This is a genomic window from Vibrio pelagius (genome assembly GCF_024347575.1).
In the GTDB taxonomy this organism is placed as follows: domain Bacteria; phylum Pseudomonadota; class Gammaproteobacteria; order Enterobacterales; family Vibrionaceae; genus Vibrio; species Vibrio pelagius.
On sequence record NZ_AP025503.1, the window covers coordinates 2,887,548 to 2,912,073 of the forward strand.

Annotated in this window: 19 protein-coding genes and 1 pseudogene; 5 read left to right on the top strand and 15 right to left on the bottom strand. The window is 46.0% G+C overall.

Features of this window, described 5'->3' with window-relative positions; genetic code table 11:
* Positions 1–60 precede the first annotated feature (60 nt).
* From vsple_RS12865 to pilM, 8 genes and pseudogenes are all read right to left on the bottom strand, one after another.
* Positions 61–1,605, bottom strand: coding sequence for an SPOR domain-containing protein (locus vsple_RS12865; RefSeq protein ID WP_261882181.1), 1,545 nt, complete (start codon positions 1,603–1,605; stop codon positions 61–63).
* 84 nt (positions 1,606–1,689) lie between these two features.
* On the bottom strand, positions 1,690–2,778 hold the full coding sequence (gene aroB / locus vsple_RS12870; RefSeq protein WP_261882182.1) for a 3-dehydroquinate synthase: 1,089 nt from the start codon (positions 2,776–2,778) through the stop codon (positions 1,690–1,692).
* Between the two features lie 24 nt (positions 2,779–2,802).
* Positions 2,803–3,321 (bottom strand): shikimate kinase AroK, encoded by a 519-nt coding sequence (gene aroK, locus vsple_RS12875; protein ID WP_032550005.1) that lies wholly within the window; start codon positions 3,319–3,321, stop codon positions 2,803–2,805.
* Positions 3,322–3,495: 174 nt separating this feature from the next.
* A pseudogene (locus vsple_RS12880) lies at positions 3,496–5,187 on the bottom strand (type IV pilus secretin PilQ).
* Positions 5,188–5,252: 65 nt separating this feature from the next.
* Complete coding sequence (locus vsple_RS12885; RefSeq protein ID WP_261882183.1) at positions 5,253–5,771, bottom strand: pilus assembly protein PilP; 519 nt, start codon at positions 5,769–5,771, stop codon at positions 5,253–5,255.
* Positions 5,758–6,351 carry a type IV pilus inner membrane component PilO gene (locus tag vsple_RS12890; protein ID WP_261882184.1) on the bottom strand — a complete coding sequence of 198 codons (594 nt, stop codon included), beginning with the start codon at positions 6,349–6,351 and terminating at the stop codon, positions 5,758–5,760. The genes vsple_RS12885 and vsple_RS12890 overlap by 14 nt, the downstream gene beginning before the upstream one ends.
* Positions 6,344–6,943 (bottom strand): PilN domain-containing protein, encoded by a 600-nt coding sequence (locus vsple_RS12895; RefSeq protein WP_261882185.1) that lies wholly within the window; start codon positions 6,941–6,943, stop codon positions 6,344–6,346. The genes vsple_RS12890 and vsple_RS12895 overlap by 8 nt, the downstream gene beginning before the upstream one ends.
* Positions 6,927–7,952 carry a type IV pilus assembly protein PilM gene (pilM, locus tag vsple_RS12900; RefSeq protein ID WP_261882186.1) on the bottom strand — a complete coding sequence of 342 codons (1,026 nt, stop codon included), beginning with the start codon at positions 7,950–7,952 and terminating at the stop codon, positions 6,927–6,929. The genes vsple_RS12895 and pilM overlap by 17 nt, the downstream gene beginning before the upstream one ends.
* A 147-nt stretch (positions 7,953–8,099) precedes the next feature.
* On the opposite strand from pilM, the gene vsple_RS12905 reads away from it, so the two are divergent.
* The gene (locus vsple_RS12905; RefSeq protein WP_261882187.1) at positions 8,100–10,658 is read left to right on the top strand and encodes a penicillin-binding protein 1A; all 2,559 of its coding nucleotides are present in this window, start codon (positions 8,100–8,102) and stop codon (positions 10,656–10,658) included.
* A gap of 105 nt (positions 10,659–10,763) precedes the next feature.
* Here vsple_RS12905 and oxyR read toward each other — a convergent pair whose 3' ends face one another.
* Positions 10,764–11,651, bottom strand: a complete 888-nt coding sequence (oxyR, locus tag vsple_RS12910) for a DNA-binding transcriptional regulator OxyR (protein WP_255229749.1) — start codon at positions 11,649–11,651, stop codon at positions 10,764–10,766.
* Between the two features lie 204 nt (positions 11,652–11,855).
* On the opposite strand from oxyR, the gene vsple_RS12915 reads away from it, so the two are divergent.
* The gene (locus vsple_RS12915) at positions 11,856–12,584 is read left to right on the top strand and encodes a glutathione peroxidase (RefSeq protein ID WP_255229748.1); all 729 of its coding nucleotides are present in this window, start codon (positions 11,856–11,858) and stop codon (positions 12,582–12,584) included.
* Positions 12,585–12,688: 104 nt separating this feature from the next.
* Here the strand turns inward: vsple_RS12915 and vsple_RS12920 are convergent, their stop codons facing one another.
* Entirely contained in the window at positions 12,689–13,048 is a 360-nt protein-coding gene (locus vsple_RS12920) for a RidA family protein (RefSeq protein WP_255231788.1), read from the bottom strand.
* A gap of 87 nt (positions 13,049–13,135) precedes the next feature.
* Between vsple_RS12920 and vsple_RS12925 the strand changes: the two genes are divergently transcribed.
* Entirely contained in the window at positions 13,136–13,399 is a 264-nt protein-coding gene (locus vsple_RS12925) for a DUF3624 domain-containing protein (protein WP_261882188.1), read from the top strand.
* Between the two features lie 189 nt (positions 13,400–13,588).
* Here vsple_RS12925 and vsple_RS12930 read toward each other — a convergent pair.
* The 5 genes from vsple_RS12930 to argC all read right to left on the bottom strand — a co-directional run bounded on the left by vsple_RS12930 (position 13,589) and on the right by argC (position 20,249).
* A protein-coding gene (locus tag vsple_RS12930) for an IS3 family transposase (RefSeq protein ID WP_261881532.1) occupies positions 13,589–14,793 on the bottom strand; the annotation gives its coding sequence in 2 pieces (ribosomal slippage) (positions 13,589–14,424 and positions 14,424–14,793; 1,206 coding nt in all).
* Between the two features lie 116 nt (positions 14,794–14,909).
* On the bottom strand, positions 14,910–16,784 hold the full coding sequence (argH, locus tag vsple_RS12935; RefSeq protein WP_255229745.1) for an argininosuccinate lyase: 1,875 nt from the start codon (positions 16,782–16,784) through the stop codon (positions 14,910–14,912).
* 324 nt (positions 16,785–17,108) lie between these two features.
* On the bottom strand, positions 17,109–18,320 hold the full coding sequence (locus tag vsple_RS12940) for an argininosuccinate synthase (protein WP_255229744.1): 1,212 nt from the start codon (positions 18,318–18,320) through the stop codon (positions 17,109–17,111).
* A gap of 124 nt (positions 18,321–18,444) precedes the next feature.
* On the bottom strand, positions 18,445–19,233 hold the full coding sequence (gene argB, locus vsple_RS12945; RefSeq protein ID WP_261882189.1) for an acetylglutamate kinase: 789 nt from the start codon (positions 19,231–19,233) through the stop codon (positions 18,445–18,447).
* 11 nt (positions 19,234–19,244) lie between these two features.
* Entirely contained in the window at positions 19,245–20,249 is a 1,005-nt protein-coding gene (gene argC / locus vsple_RS12950; RefSeq protein WP_261882190.1) for an N-acetyl-gamma-glutamyl-phosphate reductase, read from the bottom strand.
* A gap of 153 nt (positions 20,250–20,402) precedes the next feature.
* Here argC and argE point away from each other — a divergent pair, with 153 nt between their 5' ends.
* A complete protein-coding gene (gene argE, locus vsple_RS12955) occupies positions 20,403–21,539 on the top strand; it encodes an acetylornithine deacetylase (protein WP_255229741.1) in 1,137 nt (378 codons plus the stop codon).
* Between the two features lie 262 nt (positions 21,540–21,801).
* Positions 21,802–24,438, top strand: coding sequence for a phosphoenolpyruvate carboxylase (gene ppc, locus vsple_RS12960; protein WP_255229740.1), 2,637 nt, complete (start codon positions 21,802–21,804; stop codon positions 24,436–24,438).
* Positions 24,439–24,526: the final 88 nt, after the last annotated feature.

Here is a 24,526-nt window from a genome sequence, read left to right on the forward strand (position 1 = left end):
TATCTATCAACTCAAAAATAAGGCTGCGGAATGTAACATATTTTGAGGCGAAGCTCAGCGTTATTTCGCACGTTCTATCTCTCGATGCACTTGATTCATCGATTTTGCCCAAGGTTCCTGTGCTTGTAAGTCTTTTGATAGTGACTCTACCGCATCTCGCGCCATTTGAATGGTTGGATAATCTTGGTAGGTGACAATGAACCACTCGACATCATTACGAACCGTTGGGTAGATACGCACCTCATCCGCAATGTCATACTGCTCAATGAAAGACTGAACATCTTCAAGTTCGGTCATCGCACCTAGCTGCAGGGTATAGGCACGTGGTGATAAGGCTTTAAGTTCATCCCTCGCAAACGAGAAAGTGATGGTTTTCGCGGGAGCTTGTGCCGCTTCTTGGGCAGCCAGTTCCGCTTGTTCACGAGCAACACCTTCATCATCACTGGCAGCTTCAAGCGCTGCCTGAGACGGAGCAATGACTTCATCGCGAGTTTGAGAACTATTTGCCTCAACCGCATCATCGATGTTCTGGGTATCGACTGTCTCTGGCTTACCTTCTAGAAGCGCATCAACAACGTCCGAAGTAATAACAACACGTTGCTGAGTATCTTGCTCTGCTCCAACGCTGACAGTCTCTTCAACCACAACTGGAGGTAGAGAAGAGGTATCATCTTCCGCCCCAACATAACGAGCATCACTATCAGAATTTGGCGCAGTCACATCTTCCAAATTCTCGTCATTTTGGTTTTCTTTCGTTTCAAAGGTAGGAATCGCCGTCTGCTCAATTGGGGCGATCAGAGATTCGGCTTTATCGTCAGGGGTTGGCTGGCTAAGCATCCACCAGTAACCGCCACCAATCACAACCAATAACAAAGCCACCAAAATTGCGATGTTGGTTGGTGAACCAATAATTGAGCGAATAATAATCCTTTTTTCCACTTTTAACTCTCCTAGAGCCATTAATTCCCCCGGCAGAGGCGCAGCCTTCCTAAATGCGCTTCGTACCCGATTTTCCATATCGTCTTCCACATAACGCACCACCAGCGACTCAAAAAACTGCACTGCTTCTTGCTCTGATAGAGGCTCAATCTCAAGGTCAATAGGTTTATGATCTTGCCCATAACTCAAACGAGTTAAGAGAGAATCTAAATGCCCCACTTCTGAAAATAGAACGACATTAATCGTCCATTGAGGGTTATTTTGCGCTTCAAGCACCAACAACCACAGCTCCGATACTAATACTTCCGATAAGCGGTGGGCATTATCAACCACGATCACTACATCACACGAATTGCCATCGAGGATTCGCGTTAAGCTATCACTTAGGGTGTCATGTTGATTAAAAAGAGGATCAGATACAATTTGGCTTAGGATAAGCGCACGATGTTGTTGGTCGTCTTGATTGGGGTGGCAAAACAGTAGGCATTGGTTTTTGTCGGTCGCCCAAGCTTCAAGGTAGCGTTGCGCTAACCATGTTTTCCCTGAACCGGGCTTCCCCGCTACAGTCACTAAGTTTGAACCAAAATTGGTGAGCAGTTGCAACCGCTCTAGCAGCTCAACCTGAGACTCTAACTCCAATACTCTTAATTCATGAGCCAAACTCATTAGGCTTCCCTACTGACAAATCAACCAAACATCGAGATTGTCACTCTGAACCACAAAACGGTTCAGAGTAACGTGACTTCTTGCTTAAAGCGTACGACAGAAATCAATCGCTTGTTTGATGATGTCCTGAGGTACATCGGCAACCACCTCTGCTGTACCAATGCTGGTTGGTAGAACAAGGCGGAGCTGACCAGAGAGCACTTTTTTATCGCGCATCATGTGCTTCATGAAATCTTCAAAAGACATGCTTTCTGGAGTATGAATCGGCAACTTAGCACTCTTGAGTATAGAGATAATACGCTCAAGTTGTTGCTCAGTAATCAAGCCCTGCAGCTGCGCTGTTTTCGCCGCCATTACAGTGCCAGATGAAACCGCTTCACCGTGTAGCCAATTACCATAGCCTAGTTCTGCTTCAATCGCATGACCAAATGTATGACCTAGGTTCAATAACGCACGGATTCCTGACTCTTTCTCATCTTGCGCCACGACTTCAGCTTTAATCGCACAACAACGAGCAATCGCCGTGGTTAGTGCTTGTTCGTCGAGTTGATATAGCTTTTCTAGGTTCTCTTCAAGCCAGCTAAAGAAGACTTCGTCGTAGATGATGCCATACTTGATCACTTCAGCAATACCCGCCGCAAACTCACGCTCAGGTAGAGTCGATAGACAGTTGGTATCAATGATCACTGATTTCGGTTGATAGAAAGCACCGATCATGTTTTTACCCATAGGGTGGTTAACCGCAGTTTTCCCCCCTACCGACGAGTCAACTTGTGAAAGCAGAGTTGTTGGAATCTGAACGAAATCAATACCGCGCTGGTAACAAGCCGCTGCAAAGCCGACCAGGTCACCTATCACACCGCCACCTAAAGCAATCACGACCACATCGCGGCTGTAATTTCCTTCAAGCATGTAGCTCATTACGGTGTTAAAGGTCTCAAGCGTCTTGTATTGCTCGCCATCAGGCAGCTCTAGCAGAGACGCTTGACAGCCAACATCACTTAAAAGCGATAAAATTTTATCCGCATACAAAGGTGCAACTGTGACATTAGTGATCACAACGACTTTTTGTTTGCCTGATAAAAAAGAAAGGTACGCCGGGTCTTCAAATAACCCGGCGCCGATAGAGATTGGGTAGCTACGCTCAGCTAGATTGACCGTAATCCGTTCCATGGTTTGCTCTCCGAAAAATTGAACTTAACGTTCTTCTAGCATTTTTACGATCTGGTTGGCTACCACTTTTGCACTTTGATCGTCAGTACGAACTGTGTAGTCCGCCACTTCTTCGTAGAGTGCGTTGCGAGTCATTGCTAGATCTTCTAGCACATCACGCGGGTTATCCGTTTGAAGTAGAGGGCGCTTCTTGTCGCGGTTTGTGCGCGCAAGTTGCTTTTCAATTGTTGTTTCAAGGTAAACAACAATACCTCGTGCAGATAGACGGTTGCGATTTTCTTTGCTCATTACTGAACCACCGCCTGTCGCAAGAACAATACCTTGCTCTTCTGTCAGATCGTTGATTACAGATTCTTCGCGTTTACGGAAACCTTCTTCACCTTCTACATCAAATACCCAAGCGATGTCTGCGCCAGTGCGCTCTTCGATTACAGTATCAGAGTCCAGAAACTCCATGTGCAGTTGGGAAGCTAGGTGTCTACCAATTGTACTTTTGCCGGCACCCATTGGGCCAACAAGAAAAATATTGCGTTTCTCAGCCATGTTTAGCAGTAATTTACAACGTTAATTCAATGACATCGCCACAAGGTAGGTCAGTAGTAATACTGAAATTAAAAGGCCCGTGGCACCGATTCCTCACAGATAATTCGTGATAAGACCCGAAATTATCAAGGTTAGGTGCCACTAATGCAACTTTATTTTTAATCTAATTGTCCGTTACTGAATCACAACTTTAGGTGTAACAAAGATCAACAGCTCACTTTTCCCTACATTTTCATAGCTTCGACGAAATAATGCGCCTAAAAGCGGTAAATCCCCAAGAACTGGCACCTTATCTACGGTATTACTCACACTATGTTGAAAAATCCCTCCCAAGACGACGGTTTCTCCGTTGTTGACTAGAACCTGAGTACCAATTCTCTGAGTATCTATTGCCACCGCTTCACCCGTACCGGTTTTAACCACTTGTCCGGGTCTGTCTTGGGTCACGCTAAGATCCAACACCAAGCGATTATCTGGGGTTATCTGTGGCGTCACCTTGAGACTCAATACCGCCTTCTTAAATGCTACCGATGTTGCGCCGCTCGACGACGACTCTAAATAGGGGATTTCTGTCCCCTGCTCAATATAGGCAGGCTTCTTATTGGTTGTGATTAGACGAGGGCTAGAGATGATCTCCGCTTTTGACTCTTGTTGCAGTGCCGACAACTCCAAATCAAGCAGTGTATCAGAGCCTAGTTTGGCCACTTGAAAAGCAATACTCGATGCATTCGGAGAGGCAGCGCCGAGATTGACGTTGAGATAGTTATCAAGCGCACTAGAGTCATCACCGCTATCACCACTGTTATAGGGCTGGATTGTCGGATAGTTACTTTCAATCGAGCCTCCGACTTTAAAGCTGCCATTGGTTGATGACACGCCCCAACGTACACCAAGCTCATCTAGATTACCTTCAGTGACAGTGACGATTCTCGCTTCAATCTGAACCTGTTTTACTGGAATATCGAGAGACTCGATGATCTCTCGGATCACCGAAATGTTGTCAGCAAGCTCTCTAATCAATAACGAGTTGGTGCGTTCATCAATGGTAATGCTGCCTCTATCAGAGAGCATGCTAACGGTTCCATCACCACCAATCATATCGGCAATATCTGTGGCTTTGGCAAAGTTGATTTTAATGATCTCTGATTTCAACTCCCCTAGCTCTTGCTCTAGTTTCGATTTTTCAAGAACTTGTTGCTCTCTCAAATCGAGTTCGGCTCTCGGAGCTACCAGTATTACATTGCCATCAACTCGCTTATCAAGCCCTTTGACCTGGAGAATAATACCCAGAACTTGCTACCACGGCACGCCATCTAGACGCAAAGTCAGATTGCCAATTACAGAATCAGACACCACTAAGTTAAAGTCGTTATAGTCAGCGATAAGTTGCAACACATTGCGCACAGGGATATCTTGGAAGTTAATCGAAATCAGCTTACCCTCTCTGTCGAGAATGCTCTGCTTCGGCTCATCCTCACCTATTACGGGGGCGCTGATCACCACCTCAATTTCACGCCCGTTAATCTGATACTCATAGTCATAGTCAGCATTAATGCTTGCGAATAAGCGCGTGCTCGGCGTTTCTCTAAACACCTCAATTTCTTCCACTAAGGTTGAAAAGTCCCTCACATCTAAAAGGTAAAGTTTGTCGTCCGCCACTTGAGTATTGAGTAGCTCGATACTAAGACCCTCTTGCGCTTTCTGCACATCGACAACGGTACTACTGGAGGCCAACTGAATAACAATCACAGCTTCACGCGCTTGATTAACTCTAAAATCAATACTCCTTAGTTCATTAGGTTGCGTTTGTGCTTTGACCCCAACCGCGACGCAACATAGCAACACGACGAAAACAGCTTGCTGCATTCGGCTCAATAACCGACTTAATCCTTTAATCATATCTACATCTCTATCCACGCCATGTGGTTGGTTTATTTGAGAGCTAAGCGGACATTGCGTCGATGCCAACAACCTAGACCATCTGGAAGGGTTTCATTAATCAATACGTACTGACTGGTGACTTTCGCAATGCGCCCACTGTTCAAGCCGATAAATTGGCCTTTATGCACCTTAACGACGTTTCCTTTGGGAGTTTGAATAAGCCCAGAGATTTGACTGCCGCTGCCGATTACTCCCTTGAGCCGTAACTGTTCCAGCGGATATTTCTCTAACTTGCCCGTACGACTGCGTCGAGTTGGCTGCCAACAATCTTTTTTCGCTTTGGGCTGAGTCAGTACGAGCGCCTCTTTGGGCAGTTCAAAGGGTGGACGATGCGCCCTTTGCTGATATTTCGCGGCAATGAACTCGGAAGCAGGACTTAGCTGCTCGACGTCTTTGCGTGCTCTTGCCTCTACCTGTACAACAAACTCCTCTAAAGAGTCTTGGTTCGCTTTACACCCGACGACCGTAGAAAAAATCAGCAGTACTAGCAGCACTCTAACGAGACTCATCTTTCACCTCCGCCTTAAATTGATAGGTGTATGCGCGAACACGAAAATGCAGAGTACTACTCTCTTGACTGACTCTTTGCCAAGTCACGTCATCAAAGCTAATGATGCGAGGCAACTTGGCAATCGCCGCAGAAAATTCACCGATATCGTGGTAGTCACCCGTGAGTTCAATATTCAAAGGCAATCGATACAGAAACGCCTTGTTCTGTTTTTCACCCCAGTCAATGCGAGTAAAAGTGAGATGATTGTCTAAACCGAGCTCATTCACAGAGGCCAGCATGCTCGCCAACTCTTTTTGAACTGGCAGTTGTTCAAGCAAGTAGTCGTAGCGACTGGTCAATTCATCGAGTTGATTCTGAAGCGCGGGCAAAGTCGCCACTTTATTGGCTTTAATACGAAGGGTGGTCTTTAAAGTCTGCTCTTGCTGCTTCATCTGATCCAACTCATCATTGAGTGGCAGCACATAAAACCAAGTCCCAAAGCCTTGAACGATCAACATCAGTAAAGCAACCACCAACAACTGAGGCAGCAACGGCCATTCCGTAATTTCATCAACATCGAGATCTTGAAAATTAACCATGCGATCCCCCTTGTTCTCTGTTCAGTACTTGCGTCTGTTCTACAGCAGGAGAGACAAAGTCAAATGAGACTTTAAAGGTTTGAAATTCTTTATTGAAACGTTTGCGATTGTGCACAATGGAGTGCATTTCGACGTTCTCAAGTAAAGGAGAGCGCTCTAAGTTATCGAGCATGGTGGCAAGCCGTGCTGTGCTATCACTGATACCCGACATCTCTATCTCTTGTCCGTTCATTTTTATCTTATCGACGTACACCCCTTCAGGAATAAGTTCAGGCATCAGATTCATAAAGTGGATGGTTTTGTTGCGTCCAGACTGAAGTGACTCAACGACATCTAGGCGCGTTAAAATCGCTTTGTGCTCACGCTCTGCCACTTTCAAAGCTCGAATCTGTTTATCAAGCTGGTCGATATATTGATCAAGATAATTAAGACGCGCTTGCTGACGTGCTTTCTCTTGTTGGAAGTAATAGCCGATAGCCCACTGCCCCATCACCGCTATCAAGATGCCTAAGATCACCAGTTGAATGAAGCGTTTCTTGTGCTGTGCTCTCAACTCATCACGCCAGGGAAGGAGGTTAATTTGATGCAACATGTTTCACTCCTTGCCACTTCACCCCACTGACTGCAATACCAGCCGCGATGCCAAAAGCGTGACGGTCCATGCTCTTATAGCGTTTATTAGAGGCTCTATTTTCAAATAGCGCCAAAGGGTTGAGTGACTCACAAGGGATCTGAAAATGTCGCTCCAAATGCTCAGCCAATAACGGAGTTTCCGCCCCCTCACCTGTCAACCAAATGCCTTTCAGTGAGTGCATTGAATTGATTGAGGCATAAAGCTGCAACTGCCGTTTGAGTTTCTCAATTAAACTGATCGTAAAAGTTTGATTCTGTTCAACTGAGCCAAAGCTAATCGTCAACTCACTACGAGAGTCACTTTGATTGACGGTTTGCGTACCGAAGGCGATATCTTTAAAAAAAGGCACTCCGCTTTGAGAAATCAGCCCTAATGATGTTTGCGTCACCCCTATATCGACCAACATCCAGTTCTGCTTCTGAGGATAAAGTCGAGTAGCCAACTGCCAAATGTTAAGTAAACCATGAGCTTGGGTATCGACAACGATGGGTTGAAACCCTGCCTTAGATAAGGCTAAAGAGCGACTCTCCACTACCTCTCTACGCGTCGCGTAGACTTGATAGCTAGTGGTTAAGCCTTTACCAAATCGCTCATCGTCCAGTTTTATGAAATCCAAGCTCAGCTCTTCAATCGGAAAGGGTGATTGGTGGGCAAAAGTTTGGTAGATAGAAAACTCTTTTTCTCGGTCTTCTAGGTCACTTTCTATCTGCAAGACTTTGCTAATCACGGTATTATCTGGGACAGAGATAGCGGCATGACGACAGCCAAATGGTAAGCCTCTCCTAAGTTCTTTGAGTTTCTTTACAGTTTTCTGATACTCCAAGGTGTGGTTATCTGTGAAAATGTCGTCCGTAATAGGCAGTTCTTTGTACCCCACTAAGGCATATAACTCTCCAACGGGCTTTAAAACCACCGCTTTTATGCTGTGATTGTTTATATCTATACCTGTAACTAATGACGAACCCATACCAACTCCTGACATGCCAAGCATTTCGTTGCTTATATAAGGGTTGTGATTATTGGTTAAATAAGCGTTAATAAACGAAAGCTAAGTTTTTAGTCTAGAGTACAAGGGTTTGCTGCTTATCAGCCTTAACTAATCAGGGATTATCCGGTGAAGTTCATAAAGCGATTATTCATATTTACATTGGTTTGCATGATTCTTGGAGTCAGTACAATTTTTGGTTTTTATTACTACGTAAAACCAGAATTGCCAGACGTCGCGACGCTACGTGATGTTGAGCTTCAAACGCCAATGCAAGTCTTCAGTCAAGACGGCAAATTGATCTCTCAATTTGGTGAAAAGCGACGTAACCCTGTCAGCTACGACGAAATTCCCCGTCACCTAGTTGAAGCACTTATCGCTACCGAAGATAGCCGCTTCTACGACCACCCAGGCATCGACCCAATTGGCATCACTCGTGCCGCAATTGTTGTTGCTATGTCAGGTTCAGCAAAGCAAGGGGCGAGTACTATTACCCAGCAGCTTGCGCGTAACTTCTTTTTATCTAACGAGAAAAAGATCATGCGTAAGATTAAAGAGATCTTCATTGCGATCCACATTGAACAACTATTAAGCAAAGAAGAGATCATGGAGCTGTACGTAAACAAGATCTTCTTAGGTCACCGCTCTTATGGCTTCGGTGCAGCTGCTCGTGTTTACTTTGGTAAAGATCTTCAGGATTTGACTCTAAGTGAAATCGCAACGTTGGCTGGTATGCCAAAAGCTCCATCAACGATGAACCCTATCTACTCACTAGAGCGTGCGACCAATCGCCGCAATGTGGTTTTAAGTCGAATGCTGGATGAGAAATACATCACTCAAGAAGAGTACGATGAAGCGCGCGCAGAAGAGCTAGTATCAAAATACCACGGTGCAGAGATTGAATTGAGTGCACCTTATGTCGCAGAAGTCGCTCGTGCTTGGATGGTTGAGCACTACGGTGAGGACGCTTATACATCGGGTATGAAGGTCTACACGACCGTTGATTCAACCTTGCAAGATGCGGCAAACCGCGCCGCTATCACGAACCTTCTTAACTATGACGAGCGACACGGCTATCGTGGTGCAGAACAAGTGTTGTGGCAAACCGAACAAGCAGCTTGGGATCAAGCGCAGATCGTTAAACACCTAAAATCTCAACCAACCTATGGTGATCTAACGCCAGCGGTCGTCACCAAAGTGGATACTCAAAGCGCACATGTTTGGGTTAAGAACCAAGGTGAAGGTGTAATTGAATGGCAAGGCATGAACTGGGCGCGCAAATTCCTAACAGATAACCGCCAAGGGCCTGCGCCATCAAGTGCACAAGAGATCTTGGCTGTTGGTGAGCAAATCTGGGTGCGCAACGAAACCATCTCAGGCAAAGAAGCAACAACTGAAGAGGGTGAAGAAACCAGCGAAACAGAAAATATTGCACCGACTCACTGGCGCTTAAGTCAAGTGCCAAATGCAAACACCGCGTTTGTTGCAATGAACCCAGACAATGGCGCTGTGCTGTCTATGGTGGGTGGTTTTAACTTTGTTCATAGCAAGTTTAACCGTGCAACCCAATCAATTCGTCAAGTAGGTTCAGGTATCAAGCCTTTCATCTACTCAGCAGCCATCGACAAAGGCTTAACGCTCGCATCGTTGATTAACGACGCACCGATCAACCAATGGGATAAGAGCCAAGGCACTGCGTGGCGTCCAAAGAACTCTCCACCAACCTATGTGGGACCAACGCGTCTTCGCATTGGTTTGGCACAATCGAAAAACGTAATGGCGGTACGTGTACTGCGTGAAGTGGGCTTAGATGACACACGTAACTACTTAACTCGCTTTGGTTTTGATATTGATGAGGTACCTCGTTCTGAAACCATCGCATTGGGTGCTGGTAGCTTAACTCCAATGAAGGTAGCACAAGGTTACTCGGTATTTGCCAATGGCGGTTACTACGTTGAACCTTTCTATATCAGTCGCGTTGAAAGCCCGTTTGGCGATGTAGAGTTTGAAGCATCACCAAAAGTGGTATGTCACGAAGACTGTGAAACGAACTTAGAAGCAGACCCAATCGCTGATGAGTTCGCTGAGCAAGATGTTGATACAGAAACGCAATATGCGCCGCAAGTCATCTCGGAACAAACTGCATTCCTCGTTCGTGAAATGATGTACAGCAATATCTGGGGTGGCGGTAACTGGCGTGAAGGTACGGGTTGGAACGGTACGGGTTGGCGTGCTCAACCGTTAAAACGTCGCGATATCGGTGGCAAAACCGGTACCACCAATGACTCCAAAGATACCTGGTATAGCGGTTATGGTCCGGGCGTTGTAGCAACGGTTTGGGTCGGTTTTGATAACCACAACCGCAACTTAGGTCGCACAAAAAACAACAGCAACCTAGATAAGAACCCAATCACGGGGGCAGAAGCCGGCGCTAAAACGGCTCAGCCAGCTTGGGTCGATTTTATGGACTTAGCCCTGAAAGATGTGCCAGAACATCGTAAAGATATCCCAGAAGATATTGTGCGTGTGCGTATCGATAGAGATACTGGTCTCCTAACGAACAAGTCAGATAGCTCTTCGATGTTTGAGTACTTCGTAAAAGGCACCGAACCTACCGAGTACATCAGAGAACGTTTTAATGAGAACATCTACTCATCATCGGGTGAAGCGGAAGAAGAGCTGTTTTAAACCAGCTATAAGCAAGTAATGAAAGAGGGCTGATACTTAAATATCAGCCCTCTTTTTATTTATCTTTGGTTTTAAAGCGCTGAAATGTTTTAAAGCTCTAAAATCCTATTTTGCCAGTTGTGAGCGAATGGCCTCTGCGAGCTGTTCGAATCGACCTCGCAGTGGTGATCCCGGTCGGTATGCCACAACAATGCGACGAGAAGGCGTTGGGTTGACTGCTGGTACGTAACACACCCCATCCTTTTTCTTCTCAGCTGGCAACGAAAGTTCAGGCAGCAGTGTGATTCCCGCACCTGCCGCTACCATGTTACGTAGAGTCTCTAAGCTCGTCGCTTTAAAGCGCTCATCGTCTCTTGCGCCTGCTGCGAAACAGAAACCCAATGCTTGGTCACGCAGACAGTGGCCATCACCTAGTGCGAGCACGGTTTTTCCATTAAGCTGAAGCATATCTACGCTATCTTGTTCCGCCCATTCATGATCACATGGAACCGCAACACTCAATGGTTCATCGTAAACATCGATCTCTTTAAAAGCAGCGGTTTCATCGACTGCAGCTAACACCAGACAATCGAGCTTACCATCTTCTAATTGGCTCACAAGTTGGTGAGTTTGTGCTTCATGAAGAAACAACTCGAGCTCTGGAAACTGCTCTTTCAAGTGAGGAACTATTTTAGGCAAAATGTATGGACCTACCGTCGGAATGAAGCCGATGTGCATAGGCCCTGTCATCGCATCACCATGACCACTCGCCATATCTTTAAAGGTCTTCACCTCATTCAAGATACGCTTCGCCTGCTCCACTAACTGCAAGCCAGACTCAGTAAAAATCACCTTCCTTGGGCTACGTTCAGTCAGTTGTAATCCGATCTCTTCTTCAAGCTTACGGATCTGGCCGCTCAAAGTAGGCTGACTGACAAAGCACGCCTCTGCGGCTTTTCGAAAATGTTTATGCTCGGCTAAAGCCACCAAGTATTCAAAGTCACGAATGTTCATGATTGGTCTCTTACCTAGAGTGTTAAGAACACATTTTCTCTAAAGTAGAACTTCAATAGAAAACACCTATCAAAACCATAACATCAAACGATTAGATCTATCAAAGAATTTATCCAATAATGAGCTTAACAAGACGAAACTGAACGCAGAAAAGCGTTAAGCTTTATACGAACCAAATTAAAAATAATCTCTAAGGAAACCATTATGTTTGCATCTAAAGAAGGTCAATCAATTCCTCAAGTAACATTCCCTACTCGTCAAGGTGATGCCTGGGTAAACGTTACAACAGAAGAGCTATTCAAAGACAAAACGGTTATCGTATTCAGCTTACCGGGCGCGTTTACGCCAACCTGCTCTTCAAGCCACTTGCCTCGATACAACGAACTTTACTCGGTGTTTAAAGATCATGGCGTTGATGACATTCTATGTGTTTCAGTCAATGACACTTTCGTAATGAACGCTTGGAAAGCAGACCAAGAAGCGGAAAACATCACCTTCATCCCAGACGGCAACGGTGACTTCACAGACGGTATGGGCATGCTGGTTGAGAAGAACGACATTGGTTTTGGTAAACGTTCATGGCGCTACAGCATGCTGGTTAAAAACGGCGTGGTAGAGAAGATGTTCATCGAAGAAGACGTACCAGGCGACCCGTTCAAGGTTTCTGATGCGGACACTATGCTGAACTACATTGCGCCAGAGCACAAAGAACAACAGTCAATCACTGTATTCACAAAGCCAGGATGCCCATTTTGCATGAAAGCAAAACAGAACCTTATCGACAAGGGTTTAAACTACGAAGAAGTGGTGCTCGGTAAAGATGCAACAACAGTCAGCCTTCGTGCTATCTCTGGTCGCTCTACGGTTCCTCAAGTATTCATCGGTGGTAAGCACATCGGTGGTAGCGAAGAGCTAGAAGCTTTCCTAGGTTAATCATGACCCGCCAGCTAACCCACTCACTTGTGGGTTAGCTTAACCTATCACTCGTCATTCAGAATAGAGGATAGATCTCTGGAGTCTCTGTGTGACTTGCAAGATTAGCAGCTGCTGTTCTTCTCTGCGGCAATCACAGAGATCTCAACCAATAGCGCTTCACGAGCCATATCAGCCGTTACACATGCTCGAGCTGGTGCGTGACCTTCTGGAACCCATGCGTCCCATACTGCGTTCATCTCTTGAAAGTCATCCATTGTTTTCAAATAAATCGTTGCTGATAGCATGTGCTCTTTGTCACTGCCAGCTTGCTCAAGTAGCGTTTCTACCTTGTCTAGCATGGTCTGAGTTTGCTCTTTGATGCCCTGTGTTGCATCAGCACACACTTGACCACATAGATAAATCGTACCGTTGTGCTTTACGATGCGACTCATACGTTGTTTTGTTTCTTGACGTTCAATCATCACTTTCTCTCTCGCTGTCACCATGATTAATCCTAGGGTGACGTGTTATTATCAAAGACCATTAGCATAACGCGAATTCGACCTAAGATGACATGTAAGCACTGCAATAAAAGCGAAAAAATCCGTGATAAGCTCGGGCGATGTCAACGCTGCATGAACCAACTTATGGTGTTATCGCTTCTGAGTTGGGGAGCTTGGTGGCTGTTTTTCTCAGACCAACCTAAGAGCATAAATGCAATTGCACTTTTAATGGCCGCTAGCGCTTTTAGTGGTTTACTGATGATCCACTGGATCATGAAGTGGTTGATCTTACCGAGAAGAAGCAAGCGAAAAAGATCGTCGGCAAGATAAACAGAGTCGATACTAATCCAAATAAACCAATAATTAGAAAATAGCGCAGAGCAAATCGCAGGCATAAAAAAAGCCCTGAAGCCAATCGGTTTCAGGGCTTTCTTAGAAAATTCTAAGAAAAAGCAGTGGTACTTTAATAGACCGTGCTTCCCTTAATGACCCGTCCTGATATGGGTTGACACTTTTTAGTCAAAACGCTCGATGTACTTCATCGGGCGTTTTGTATTTTAAGGCCGTATGTGGCCTCATCTGATTATAGATTTCTACTGACTCGGCGACCATTTTTCTCGCCTGAGCAACATCTTTAGGTTTCTTCAACAAGTATTCCATTTTCAAAATACCATTTACTCTCTCTGCCAAGGCATTTTGATAGCAGTCATATCCATCAGTCATGGAACACACGATCTTGTGCCTAGAGTGTAAGTCTTGGTACTCCTTTGAACAGTACTGTGAGCCTCTATCTGAGTGATGGATTAAGCTTTCCTGATTTCGACGTTCTCTCAAAGCTCTTATAAAAGCTTGTTTTACGGCCTTCGTCTGCATGTTGTCATCCACGCTGTATCCGACGATCTTTCTGGAATAGGCATCAGTGATAAGACTGACGTAACTGTTTCCCTCATAGGTTGGAAGGTAAGTAATATCAGCAACCCACAACTGTTCCGGTCTTTCGGGCTTAAAGCCATCCTTTATTTTATTTGGGTGGCAGTAAAACCTATGATGGCTATCCGTTGTTCGATGGTAAGCACGTTTAACCTTCACAAGCAGCCGATGATGTTTAAGCAGAGAAAATAGATAATCCCGACCTACTTTCATTCCAGCTTTTTCCATCATGTACTTAAGCTTTCTCGTTCCTATTCGAGCCTGTTTGATGCGAGTTTCACGAACAAAGCTCAGAAGAGCTTTGTCACGCTGCCTGTTACGATCGTCAATAAGACACTGTTTATAATATGCTTGCCTAGATATATTGATGATTTGGCAAAATCTAGTCACCGTGAGCTGAGCTATGTTTTGCTCTTGGACGACGCACCTTTGTGCTTTTTTACGACGCGGACACCATGGTCTCGTTCCATAACTTTTACTACTTCTTCAAAGAAGTCGGCCCTCAGTTTGGTATCCTCGAGTTTCTTTTCTAACTCTTTGATACGTTGCTCTGGTGTAGGTGGTGAATTGAATTCAGACATAGGTAAACCTTTCTTCATGAATCGAGGTGTGCCCCCAGACCAATCAAGTCGACCGTGCTTTCGGAGCCACACTAATACTGTAGAACAACCTTGTATGCCGTACTTGTCTTGTGCTTGTTTGTAAGTCAGTTCACCTCGCTCGACTTGATCAACAACATCCAATTTAAAAGCGAGGGAGTAATCACATTGAGTTCGTCTAGTTATTGATTTCATAACACTCTCCAATTTTCTGCTTGGGGAGTGTCAACCTTATTTAGGACGGGTCATAATTTGTTCCCAAAAAAACGATCTTTTTTTATCTTTTTTCTAAGAACTTTAAAATCAACACGTTATGCAACGTTTGTCTTAGCAATCACTTGTTCGACTAGATTTACTTCCAATGCAACTTCATCACAAGCATGTTGACGAGGACACTGGTCACAATCTTTAAGCACTTTTTCTGGCAGTAGCGACTTCGACGTTGGCAAGAAGTCATGCTTCATAAAGAACTCTGGAGTACGTGTCAGAACAAAGACTTTCTTGATTGCCATTTGGCGCGCTTTCTCTACAAGATGTTGAACAATCGCAGAGCCTTGCCCCTGACCTTGCCAGCCCGCTTCAACACCCAGAGAGCGAATCTCTGCCAGACCGGAGTCATAGACATAAAGCGATGCACAGCCTGTCACTTCACCATGATGTTCCGCTACCGCAAACGAACCGATATCGCGCACGAGTTCATTGCGTGAGCGTGGTAGGTTTTCACCCAGGTTCGCCCAGTAAGCCACCATGCCTTCTAGCGCTTCAACATCGGTCAAACGTGCGGGACGCACCTTAACAATCGAGGTATCACGCTGCGCGAGACGTTTCTCAGCTTGGTCGACCGCGTAAGCCACCTGTTTCGGTGATACGCCCCCCAGAGCACTACGTTTCTCAAGACACGATTCAATGGTTAGAATGTCGTACACATCCTCTTCAATCACCTCTGAGAACTCTTTCAACTCTGCGATAGACAACTCTTCCAGAGCACAACCTTTCGCTATCGCTGCAACCACGGTTACACCGACGATATGGTGCGCTTCACGGAAAGGAATGCCCTTCGCTACTAAGTAATCAGCCAACTCTGTTGAGTTTGCGTAACCTTGCTTGGCCGCTTCTAGTGTACGCTCACCGTTAACCTTGATGCCGTCAAAACAAAGCGCCGCCATTTCCATGCAGTCGTTCCAAGTATCTAGAGCATCAAACAGACCCTCTTTATCTTCCTGCATGTCTTTGTTGTAAGCCAAAGGTAGAGCTTTCACCGTCATCATCATGCCAGCAAGTGAGCCGTATACACGGCCGGTTTTGCCACGGATAAGCTCTAGTGCATCCGGGTTTTTCTTCTGCGGCATCAGAGATGAACCAGATGTCACGGTGTCTGCTAACTCGATGAAGTTTGATTCACCAGAGTTGTAGAAAATCATATCTTCAGCAAGACGTGACAAATGAAGCATAGAGATAGAAGCAATCGACATCAGCTCCATCACATGGTCACGGTCAGATACTGAATCTAGAGAGTTACGTGTTGCACGACGGAAACCTAAGTTATGCGCCAGTGCTTCACGATCCATTGGGTATGCAGTACCCGCAAGCGCACCAGAACCTAAAGGACAAGTATCAAGACGCTTAATTGCATCATTCAAACGCGAATAATCACGTTCGAACATCTCAACGTATGCCAGACACCAGTGAGCGAAGGTGACAGGCTGTGCACGTTGCAGGTGGGTGTATCCCGGTAGCACGGTCCCTTGATGCTGAGCTGCCACATTCACCATTTGGCTTTGAAGGCGATCAAGCGCAATCAACAGTTGTTGGCCTTGCTGACGACACCAAAGTTTGAGGTCAGTCGCCACTTGGTCGTTACGAGAACGGCCAGTGTGCAGCTTCTTACCAAGGTCACCAACCTTACCGATCAGTTGCTGCTCAACCCAGCTATGAATATCTTCTGCATCCGAGCGTAGGATTTGCTCAGGATCTTCCATCACCTCTAACTTCAGCTCATTCAGCGCAAGCTCAAGCTTTTGCTGCTCTTCTGCAGTTAGAACGTTGACTGACAGTAGAGCTTTTGACCAGGCAATAGAGCCCACAATGTCTTGCTCAGCCAAGCGGTAGTCAAAACGAAGTGAATCGTTAAAATCTTTAAACCGTGTATCTGCTGCTTGGGTAAATCTCCCGCCCCATAGTGCCATTGCGTATCTCCTAATTGCCCAGTGCTCACTGTATTTTGCAAATAATAAGTCTGATAAAAATTCAGTCTTTTTCTAATGGTTTAAACTTACGGCAAATCAGATTAAAAATAAAGTATAAATTCATTATTTTTACATATTTATTCAAATATAACGAATGAAACGATTTTTCGTTACCGTAACAATGCGACTAATAGCCATAAGATGCGATTATATTCCATCCAAACGTAAAAACCGATGCTCAATCATTCAACAAAAAGCCCACTCGCTAAACCAATAGCGAGTGGGCTTTGAACAACTTTCTGGTATCTTAAGTAACTGTATTCGTTACTTTTGGCTGTTTAGAGCACGGATACGGCTTGATAGAGAGTAAAGGCGGATAAAGCCTTCAGCATGGCTTTGATCGTATACTTCATCTTCACCAAAGGTTGCAAACTCTTCTGAGTAAAGGCTGTTGTCAGAACGCTTCTGAGTCACCGTTGCCTGACCTTTGTACAGCTTAACAACCACTTCACCATTTACGTCTTGTGCAAGCTCTTCTGTTGCCGCTAGGATTGACTTACATAGCGGAGTGAACCAACGACCATCGTATACAAGATGAGAAGCTTTAACACCTAGCTCTTCACGGAATTCAAATGCTGCCTTGTCTAGCACTAGTTGTTCAACCGCACGCAGTGCTTCCATGATGATCGTGCCCCCTGGAGTTTCGTAACAACCACGAGACTTCATACCTACAAGACGGTTCTCTACGATATCGATACGACCAACACCGTGCTTCGCGCCTTTTTCATTTAGGTAAACCAGTGCGTTGTATGGCGTCATTGCTTCGCCGTCTACTGCGACCACTTCACCCTTTTCAACTTTAAGCGTTACTGTTTCAGATTCGTTTGGTGCTTGCTCTGGATCTACCGTCCACGCCCAGCAATCTTCGTTTGGCGCATTCCATGTATTTTCAAGTACACCACCCTCTGTAGAAATGTGCCAAGCGTTCGCGTCACGCGAGTAGATCTTAGTTAGAGAAGCAGTACAAGGGATGTTGCGCTCTGCTAGGTAATCTAAACACTCTTCACGGCTCACAAGATCCCACTCACGCCATGGTGCAATTACGTGTAGGTCTGGTGCTAGTGCAGCGAATGCGCCTTCGAAACGAACTTGGTCGTTACCTTTACCTGTACAGCCGTGACATAGCGCGTCAGCACCTACTTTACGTGCGACTTCAACCTGCGCTTTCGCAATAATTGGACGAGCCATTGATGTGCCTAGTAGGTATTTACCTTCGTAGTAAGCACCGGTTTTTAGCGTTGGGAAGATGTAGTCTGCAACCATCTCTTCTTTTAGGTCTGCGATGTAACACTCAGACGCACCAGACGCTTTCGCTTTCTCTTCAATGCCTTCTAGCTCTTCTGCGCCTTGACCAACATCGGCCACGAACGCCACAACCTCACAGTCGTAGTTCTCTTTTAACCACGGAATGATTACCGAAGTATCTAGACCGCCAGAATAGGCTACAACAACTTTATTAACTTTAACCTTGCTCATTTGAGTTTCTCCTAAATTCCCGGGCCTGCACTTTGGCGGTCAGCTCCTCGGGGTTTATCCATTCGACTTAATTAATTCTTTCACTTCACTTTCTGAGTTCAGAAGCTACTGAGATAAAAACATGTTACTGAGGTAAAAACTGAGTACCGATGCTCTTACCTGAAAATAGTTGTGCTAGCTTATCTGGGTAGCGCCAGGTCGCGACTTCAATCGGACGGCCAAGGTCATTGGCTGCTTCAAGTGCCGCTTGTACTTTAACGATCATGCCGTCGGTGATGACTTTGCCTTCAATTAGCTCATCCGCTTGTTGTTGGCTTAGGGTCGGAATAAGGTGACCTTTTCCATCAAGAACGCCGCTCACATCTGATAGCAGTACTAGTTCTGCATCCAATGCTCCCGCGACAGCAACAGCAGCTTGGTCTGCATTGACGTTCATTAGTTGGCCTTGGTCAGTCAAGCCGATCGAGCTAATAATTGGCAACGCCCCCGTATCAAGGATGGCCTGCAGAACCTGAGAATTACCCGGTGCTGCTTTTCCTACCGCACCCAATTCAGGGTCTAACTCGCTCACCTGACACAGGCCACCATCAGCAAGGCTTAGACCTACAGCATTGAGGCCATCTTTAATCGCTTGACCTTGGAGAAGCTTGTTCGCTGTTCCTGCTAGTGCACCAGCAATCACAGGAATCTGATCATAAGGCGTCACACGTAAGCCCTGCTTTTTTACAGTCTCAAGATTGAGCTTGCCCATCAGCTCATCAACCAGATAGCCACCGCCATGAACGATGACGATAGGTCGCTGCGCTTGCTGTTTGTACTGTGAAATAGCCCCGAAAAGCTTGCTCAACGTTTCGCTACAAGACAGTGCAGCGCCACCTAACTTTATGATTAATGCTTGATTATTCTGGCTCATTAGAGAATTCCTTACACTAGCGCAGTTAATGGCGCAAAGCCATATCGTAAATTTAAACACTGCATCGCTTGGCTAGATGCACCCTTCAACAAGTTATCAATCGCTGAAACAACGATGATGTGTTGACCCTGAACCTTCCATCCCAAATCACAGAAAGGAGTATGTTCAACGTCTTGGATTCTTGGCAATGTCTCTTCAAGCAGCCTCACTGCCGGCTTATCTTGGTAAGCAGAAGTAAACGCCTGCTGTATCTGCTCTTCAGTCACACCATCTGCCAACTTCATGGTGATGGTCGCTAAAATGCCACGTTTAAAGTTTCCTAGATGCGGCGTGAAGATAACGTCGCAACCCAAGTGCGCTGCAATTTCAGGTTGGTGACGGTGGTTAAATACACCGTAAGGCTGCAAGCTCACTTCACAAAAGCTATTGACCATACTCGCCTTGCGACCTGCGCCACTGACACCACTGGTTGCGTTAATCACAGGCCATTGGTTCTCATCTAACAGCTTGCTTTCTACCAAAGGCTTAATGGCTAGTTGAGACGCTGTTGGGTAACAACCTGCGACCGCCACCAATTGTGCTTCTTTAATTTCAGCTTCATTCCACTCAGCCAGTCCGTATGCTGCGCTATCAAGCCACTGTTCATGCTGATGCTCAAAGCCGTAAAAATCTTGATAGAAGTTTTCACCCTTAACTCTGAACGCGCCTGACAGGTCGAAAACTTGGCAACCATTCTCTAAAAAAATCGGCGCTAGGTCATGACTCACTTCATGTGCGGTCGCTAAGAAAACCACATCCGCCTCTTTCGCTACACTAACTGGGTCGACTAATGGCTCGACTGGCATATCGATTAGACCTGCTAACTTTCCATGCAGACTAGAAATCGGTTTACCCGCATCTACACTGTTGGCTGAAACATACAAACCTGATAGCGTTAACTCAGGGTGTCTGTTTACCATCAGAGCCAGTTCCGCTCCTGTGTAGCCGCTTGCGCCAATGATCGTGGTTTTCAACATTCTCACACATCCATTCTTGAGGTAAGTTACAGTTCAAATTTGACTAATCATACTTAATTTTTGGTTTTATTTGATTTTTTATTCACTAAATATGATTTAATATGTGTTTTACCGTCTTATGGTTTTTCTGTCAATAGTAGAAGTGAAGATATTATGCAATTACCCAGTTTTCTTGAGGTCTACCAGGGCCTAATTTCCACCGATTCCATCAGCTCAACCGATCCGAGTTGGGATCACGGTAATGAGAAAGTCATTGAGAAGATGGCTCAATGGTTTAAAGACTTAGGCTTTAGTGTTGAGGTCGTCGAGGTCGAGCCCGGCAAGCATAATATGGTGGCAAAGATGGGCTCTGGTGAAGGAGGCTTACTGCTCGCAGGCCACAGCGACACAGTTCCGTTTGATGAAGGGCGCTGGAACTTTAACCCTCATGCACTGACAGAACACAACAACCGTTTCTACGGTTTAGGCACAGCCGATATGAAAGGCTTCTTCGCTTTTATTTATGAAGCAGTAAAGAAAATTGACTGGAGTAAGCAGACTAAGCCTCTCTACGTACTGGCAACTTGTGATGAAGAGACCACCATGCTCGGTGCTCGTCACTTTACCGACAATGCCCCATTTAAGCCTGATTACTGCATCATTGGTGAACCAACCAGCCTAGTACCGATTCGTGGTCATAAAGGTCATGTGGCGAATGCGGTACGAGTCACCGGTAAATCAGGTCACTCTTCAGACCCGGCATTAGGCGTGAATGCCATTGAGATTATGCATGAAGTGCTGTTTGCTCTGATGCAGCTACGCGATAAGCTCATCAAAGAGTACCACCACCCAGGCTTCGCGATTCCTAGCCCAACACTCAACCTTGGTCACATCCACGGCGGAGACAGCGCCAACCGCATTTGTGGTTGTTGTGAACTGCACTACGATGTGCGCCCTCTTCCGGGCATTAGTTTGGATGGTCTAGACAATATGCTGCGCGCTGCGCTTAAAGAGGTCGAAGCTAAATGGCCGGGCAGAATTGAGATCACTCCGCTACACGAACCGATTCCGGGATATGAGTGTCAGCATGATCATCCATTTATTGGTGGCATGGAGTCGGTATGTGAAACCGAGTCACAAACCGTGAACTACTGTACTGAAGCGCCTTTCTTACAACAACTATGTCCAACATTGGTGCTAGGGCCGGGTTCGATTGATCAAGCGCACCAGCCGGATGAATTTTTAAGCTTCGATTTCATCGATCCAACCATCAACATCTTAAGTAAATCGATCCATAAATATTGTTTCTAGTTCTTGCGCGATAACTCAATATCGCTCGTGCTATCGAACAAAAGCGACCTCTCGAGGTCGCTTTTGTGCTGTTTTGATAGGTACATCGTAAATTTGTAATTAACTTTCACCTTCGTTCTCTCAGAAAAGAAAATTTCTAACTTCCCCATTTGTATAACCAATAATTGCAAACTTAGGATGCTTTATTTGACTAGATACAGCAGTTTTCGCTAGATTGTGTATCTAACAAGGAACAATGGATGTAATTTTTTTACGAGGCAGGATGACAATGAACGAGAAATACGCCGCTCTCAAGAGTAACGTGAGCATGCTAGGACGCTTGCTAGGTAACACTATTCAAGACGCGCATGGCGACGTAATACTAGAGAAAGTGGAAACTATCCGTAAACTTTCCAAGTCAGCTCGAGCAGGCAACCAAGCTGACCGCGACAGCCTAGTTGAAGAGATCAAAAATTTACCGAACGAGCAACTCACTCCTGTCGCTCGTGCTTTCAACCAATTTCTAAACCTCACCAACATGGCGGAGCAATACCACACCATTTCTCGCCACTGTGAAGAGCACGTGTGTGAACCAGACGTACTTCAATCTCTGTTCTCTAAGCTAAACCAAAATGACATCAGCAAACTCGATGCTGCTCAAGCCGTTCGCGACCTAAATATCGAGTTAGTACTGACCGCTCACCCAACTGAAATCACTCGTCGCACCATGATCAACAAGCTGGTTAAGATCAACGAGTGTCTATCAAAGCTTGAGCTGAGCGATCTATCAAACAAAGAGCGCGTGAAAACTGAACGTCGTCTAGAGCAACTGATTGCTCAAGGCTGGCACTCAGACGTGATTCGCCAGCAACGTCCAACTCCGCTTGATGAAGCGAAATGGGGCTTTGCCGTCGTTGAAAATTCACTATGGGAAGCCGTACCAGATTTCCTACGAGAAATGGATGGTCGCCTAAAAGGTTTCCTTGGTGAAGGCCTACCTATCGATGCTCGCCCGGTTCACTTCTCATCTTGGATGGGCGGTGACCGCGACGGTAACCCGTTTGTCACACACTCAGTCACTAAAGAAGTGCTGCGCCTATCTCGCTGGAAAGCCGCTGATCTTTACCTAGGTGACATCAACGAGCTGATCACTGAACTGTCGATGACGAAGTGCAACGACACAGTACGCGAACTGGCTGGTGACGAGCACGAAGCCTACCGCGCGATCCTGAAGAGCCTACGTACGCTACTTACGGATACGCTTGAAGTACTTGACGCGAAACTGCACGACGCCGAAGTACCGAAGAAAACCACGCTACAGAATATCGACCAACTGTGGACACCGCTTTACGCATGTTACCAATCGCTGCATGAGTGTGGTATGGGCGTCATCGCAGACGGTTCACTCTTGGATACACTGCGCCGTATCAAAGCCTTTGGTGTACACCTAGTTCGTCTTGATATCCGCCAAGAGAGCACACGTCACTCAGACGTTCTTTCTGAGCTCACTCGCTACCTAGGTATCGGTGACTACGACCAATGGAGCGAGCAAGACAAGATTGCTTTCCTAACCAACGAGCTAAGCTCTAAGCGCCCACTACTTCCGCGCGATTGGGAGCCATCTGAGCCCGTTAAAGAAGTTTTAGATACCTGTAAGGTCATTGCTGCACAACCTCGTGAAGCCTTTGGTGCCTACGTTATCTCAATGGCTCGCACAGCGTCAGACGTACTTGCTGTTCACCTACTACTTCAAGAATCAGGCTGTCCGTACCGCATGGATGTATGTCCATTGTTCGAAACGCTAGACGACTTGAACAACTCTGAAGCGGTAATGAAACAGCTAATGAGCATCGACCTATATCGTGGCTTTATCCAGAACCACCAAATGGTCATGATCGGTTACTCGGACTCAGCAAAAGATGCTGGCGTGATGTCTGCAGGTTGGGCGCAATACGATGCAATGGATAAGCTTGTCAAAGCGTGTGAAGAGGAAGGCATTGAGCTAACTCTATTCCACGGTCGTGGCGGTACAGTGGGTCGTGGTGGCGCGCCTGCACACGCAGCACTACTTTCTCAACCACCAAAGAGCTTGAAAGGCGGCTTACGTGTTACTGAGCAAGGCGAGATGATTCGCTTTAAGCTTGGCTTACCAGATGTCGCAGTGAACAGCTTCAACCTATACGCAAGCGCGATCTTAGAAGCGAACCTGCTTCCACCACCAGAGCCAAAACAAGAGTGGCGCGATCTAATGGAAGTACTCTCACAAGTTTCTTGTGAAGCCTACCGCAAAGTGGTTCGTGGCGAAGAGAAATTCGTTCCTTACTTCCGCCAGGCAACCCCTGAGCTAGAGCTTGGTAAACTGCCTCTAGGCTCTCGTCCAGCGAAGCGTAATCCAAACGGTGGCGTAGAGAGTTTACGTGCTATTCCTTGGATTTTCTCTTGGAGCCAAAACCGCCTCGTACTACCTGCGTGGTTGGGTGCCGGAGAAGCGATTCAATACTCGGTCGATCAAGGCCATCAAGCCCTACTTGAGGAGATGTGTCGCGAGTGGCCATTCTTCTCGACTCGCCTAGGTATGCTTGAGATGGTTTACTCGAAGTGTAATATAGAGATCGCTAAGTACTACGACCAACGTTTAGTAGACGAAGAGCTATTGCCATTAGGTGAGAAACTTCGCGAACAGCTACAAAAAGACATTAAAACCGTGCTAAATGTAGAGAACAACGAAAACCTAATGCAGAGCGACCCTTGGGGCCAAGAGTCTATCCGCTTACGTAACATCTACGTTGAGCCATTGAACATGCTTCAAGCTGAGCTACTATACCGTACTCGTCAGAGTGAAACGCCACCAGCAGAGCTAGAAGAAGCGCTTATGGTGACCATAGCTGGCATTGCAGCTGGCATGCGCAATACCGGTTAGGCAGGATAATATTCTAAAATAAGAACAAAAGGTCGCCCTTGGCGGCCTTTTTATTTCACTCAAAAAACACTATTGAGTCTTTTGTCAG

Excerpts from the sequence above, each read along its gene's own strand:
- vsple_RS12925 (WP_261882188.1), top strand. The coding sequence starts at position 13,136 with ATGACATGTAAGCACTGCAATAAAAGCGAAAAAATCCGTGATAAGCTC.
- argC (WP_261882190.1), bottom strand. The coding sequence starts at position 20,249 with ATGTTGAAAACCACGATCATTGGCGCAAGCGGCTACACAGGAGCGGAA.
- aroB (WP_261882182.1), bottom strand. The coding sequence starts at position 2,778 with ATGGAACGGATTACGGTCAATCTAGCTGAGCGTAGCTACCCAATCTCT.
- vsple_RS12895 (WP_261882185.1), bottom strand. The coding sequence starts at position 6,943 with ATGTTGCATCAAATTAACCTCCTTCCCTGGCGTGATGAGTTGAGAGCA.
- vsple_RS12865 (WP_261882181.1), bottom strand. The coding sequence starts at position 1,605 with ATGAGTTTGGCTCATGAATTAAGAGTATTGGAGTTAGAGTCTCAGGTT.
- ppc (WP_255229740.1), top strand. The coding sequence starts at position 21,802 with ATGACAATGAACGAGAAATACGCCGCTCTCAAGAGTAACGTGAGCATG.
- vsple_RS12885 (WP_261882183.1), bottom strand. The coding sequence starts at position 5,771 with ATGAGTCTCGTTAGAGTGCTGCTAGTACTGCTGATTTTTTCTACGGTC.
- vsple_RS12920 (WP_255231788.1), bottom strand. The coding sequence starts at position 13,048 with ATGATTGAACGTCAAGAAACAAAACAACGTATGAGTCGCATCGTAAAG.
- argH (WP_255229745.1), bottom strand. The coding sequence starts at position 16,784 with ATGGCACTATGGGGCGGGAGATTTACCCAAGCAGCAGATACACGGTTT.
- pilM (WP_261882186.1), bottom strand. The coding sequence starts at position 7,952 with ATGGGTTCGTCATTAGTTACAGGTATAGATATAAACAATCACAGCATA.
- aroK (WP_032550005.1), bottom strand. The coding sequence starts at position 3,321 with ATGGCTGAGAAACGCAATATTTTTCTTGTTGGCCCAATGGGTGCCGGC.
- vsple_RS12890 (WP_261882184.1), bottom strand. The coding sequence starts at position 6,351 with ATGGTTAATTTTCAAGATCTCGATGTTGATGAAATTACGGAATGGCCG.
- vsple_RS12940 (WP_255229744.1), bottom strand. The coding sequence starts at position 18,320 with ATGAGCAAGGTTAAAGTTAATAAAGTTGTTGTAGCCTATTCTGGCGGT.
- argE (WP_255229741.1), top strand. The coding sequence starts at position 20,403 with ATGCAATTACCCAGTTTTCTTGAGGTCTACCAGGGCCTAATTTCCACC.
- oxyR (WP_255229749.1), bottom strand. The coding sequence starts at position 11,651 with ATGAACATTCGTGACTTTGAATACTTGGTGGCTTTAGCCGAGCATAAA.
- argB (WP_261882189.1), bottom strand. The coding sequence starts at position 19,233 with ATGAGCCAGAATAATCAAGCATTAATCATAAAGTTAGGTGGCGCTGCA.
- vsple_RS12915 (WP_255229748.1), top strand. The coding sequence starts at position 11,856 with ATGTTTGCATCTAAAGAAGGTCAATCAATTCCTCAAGTAACATTCCCT.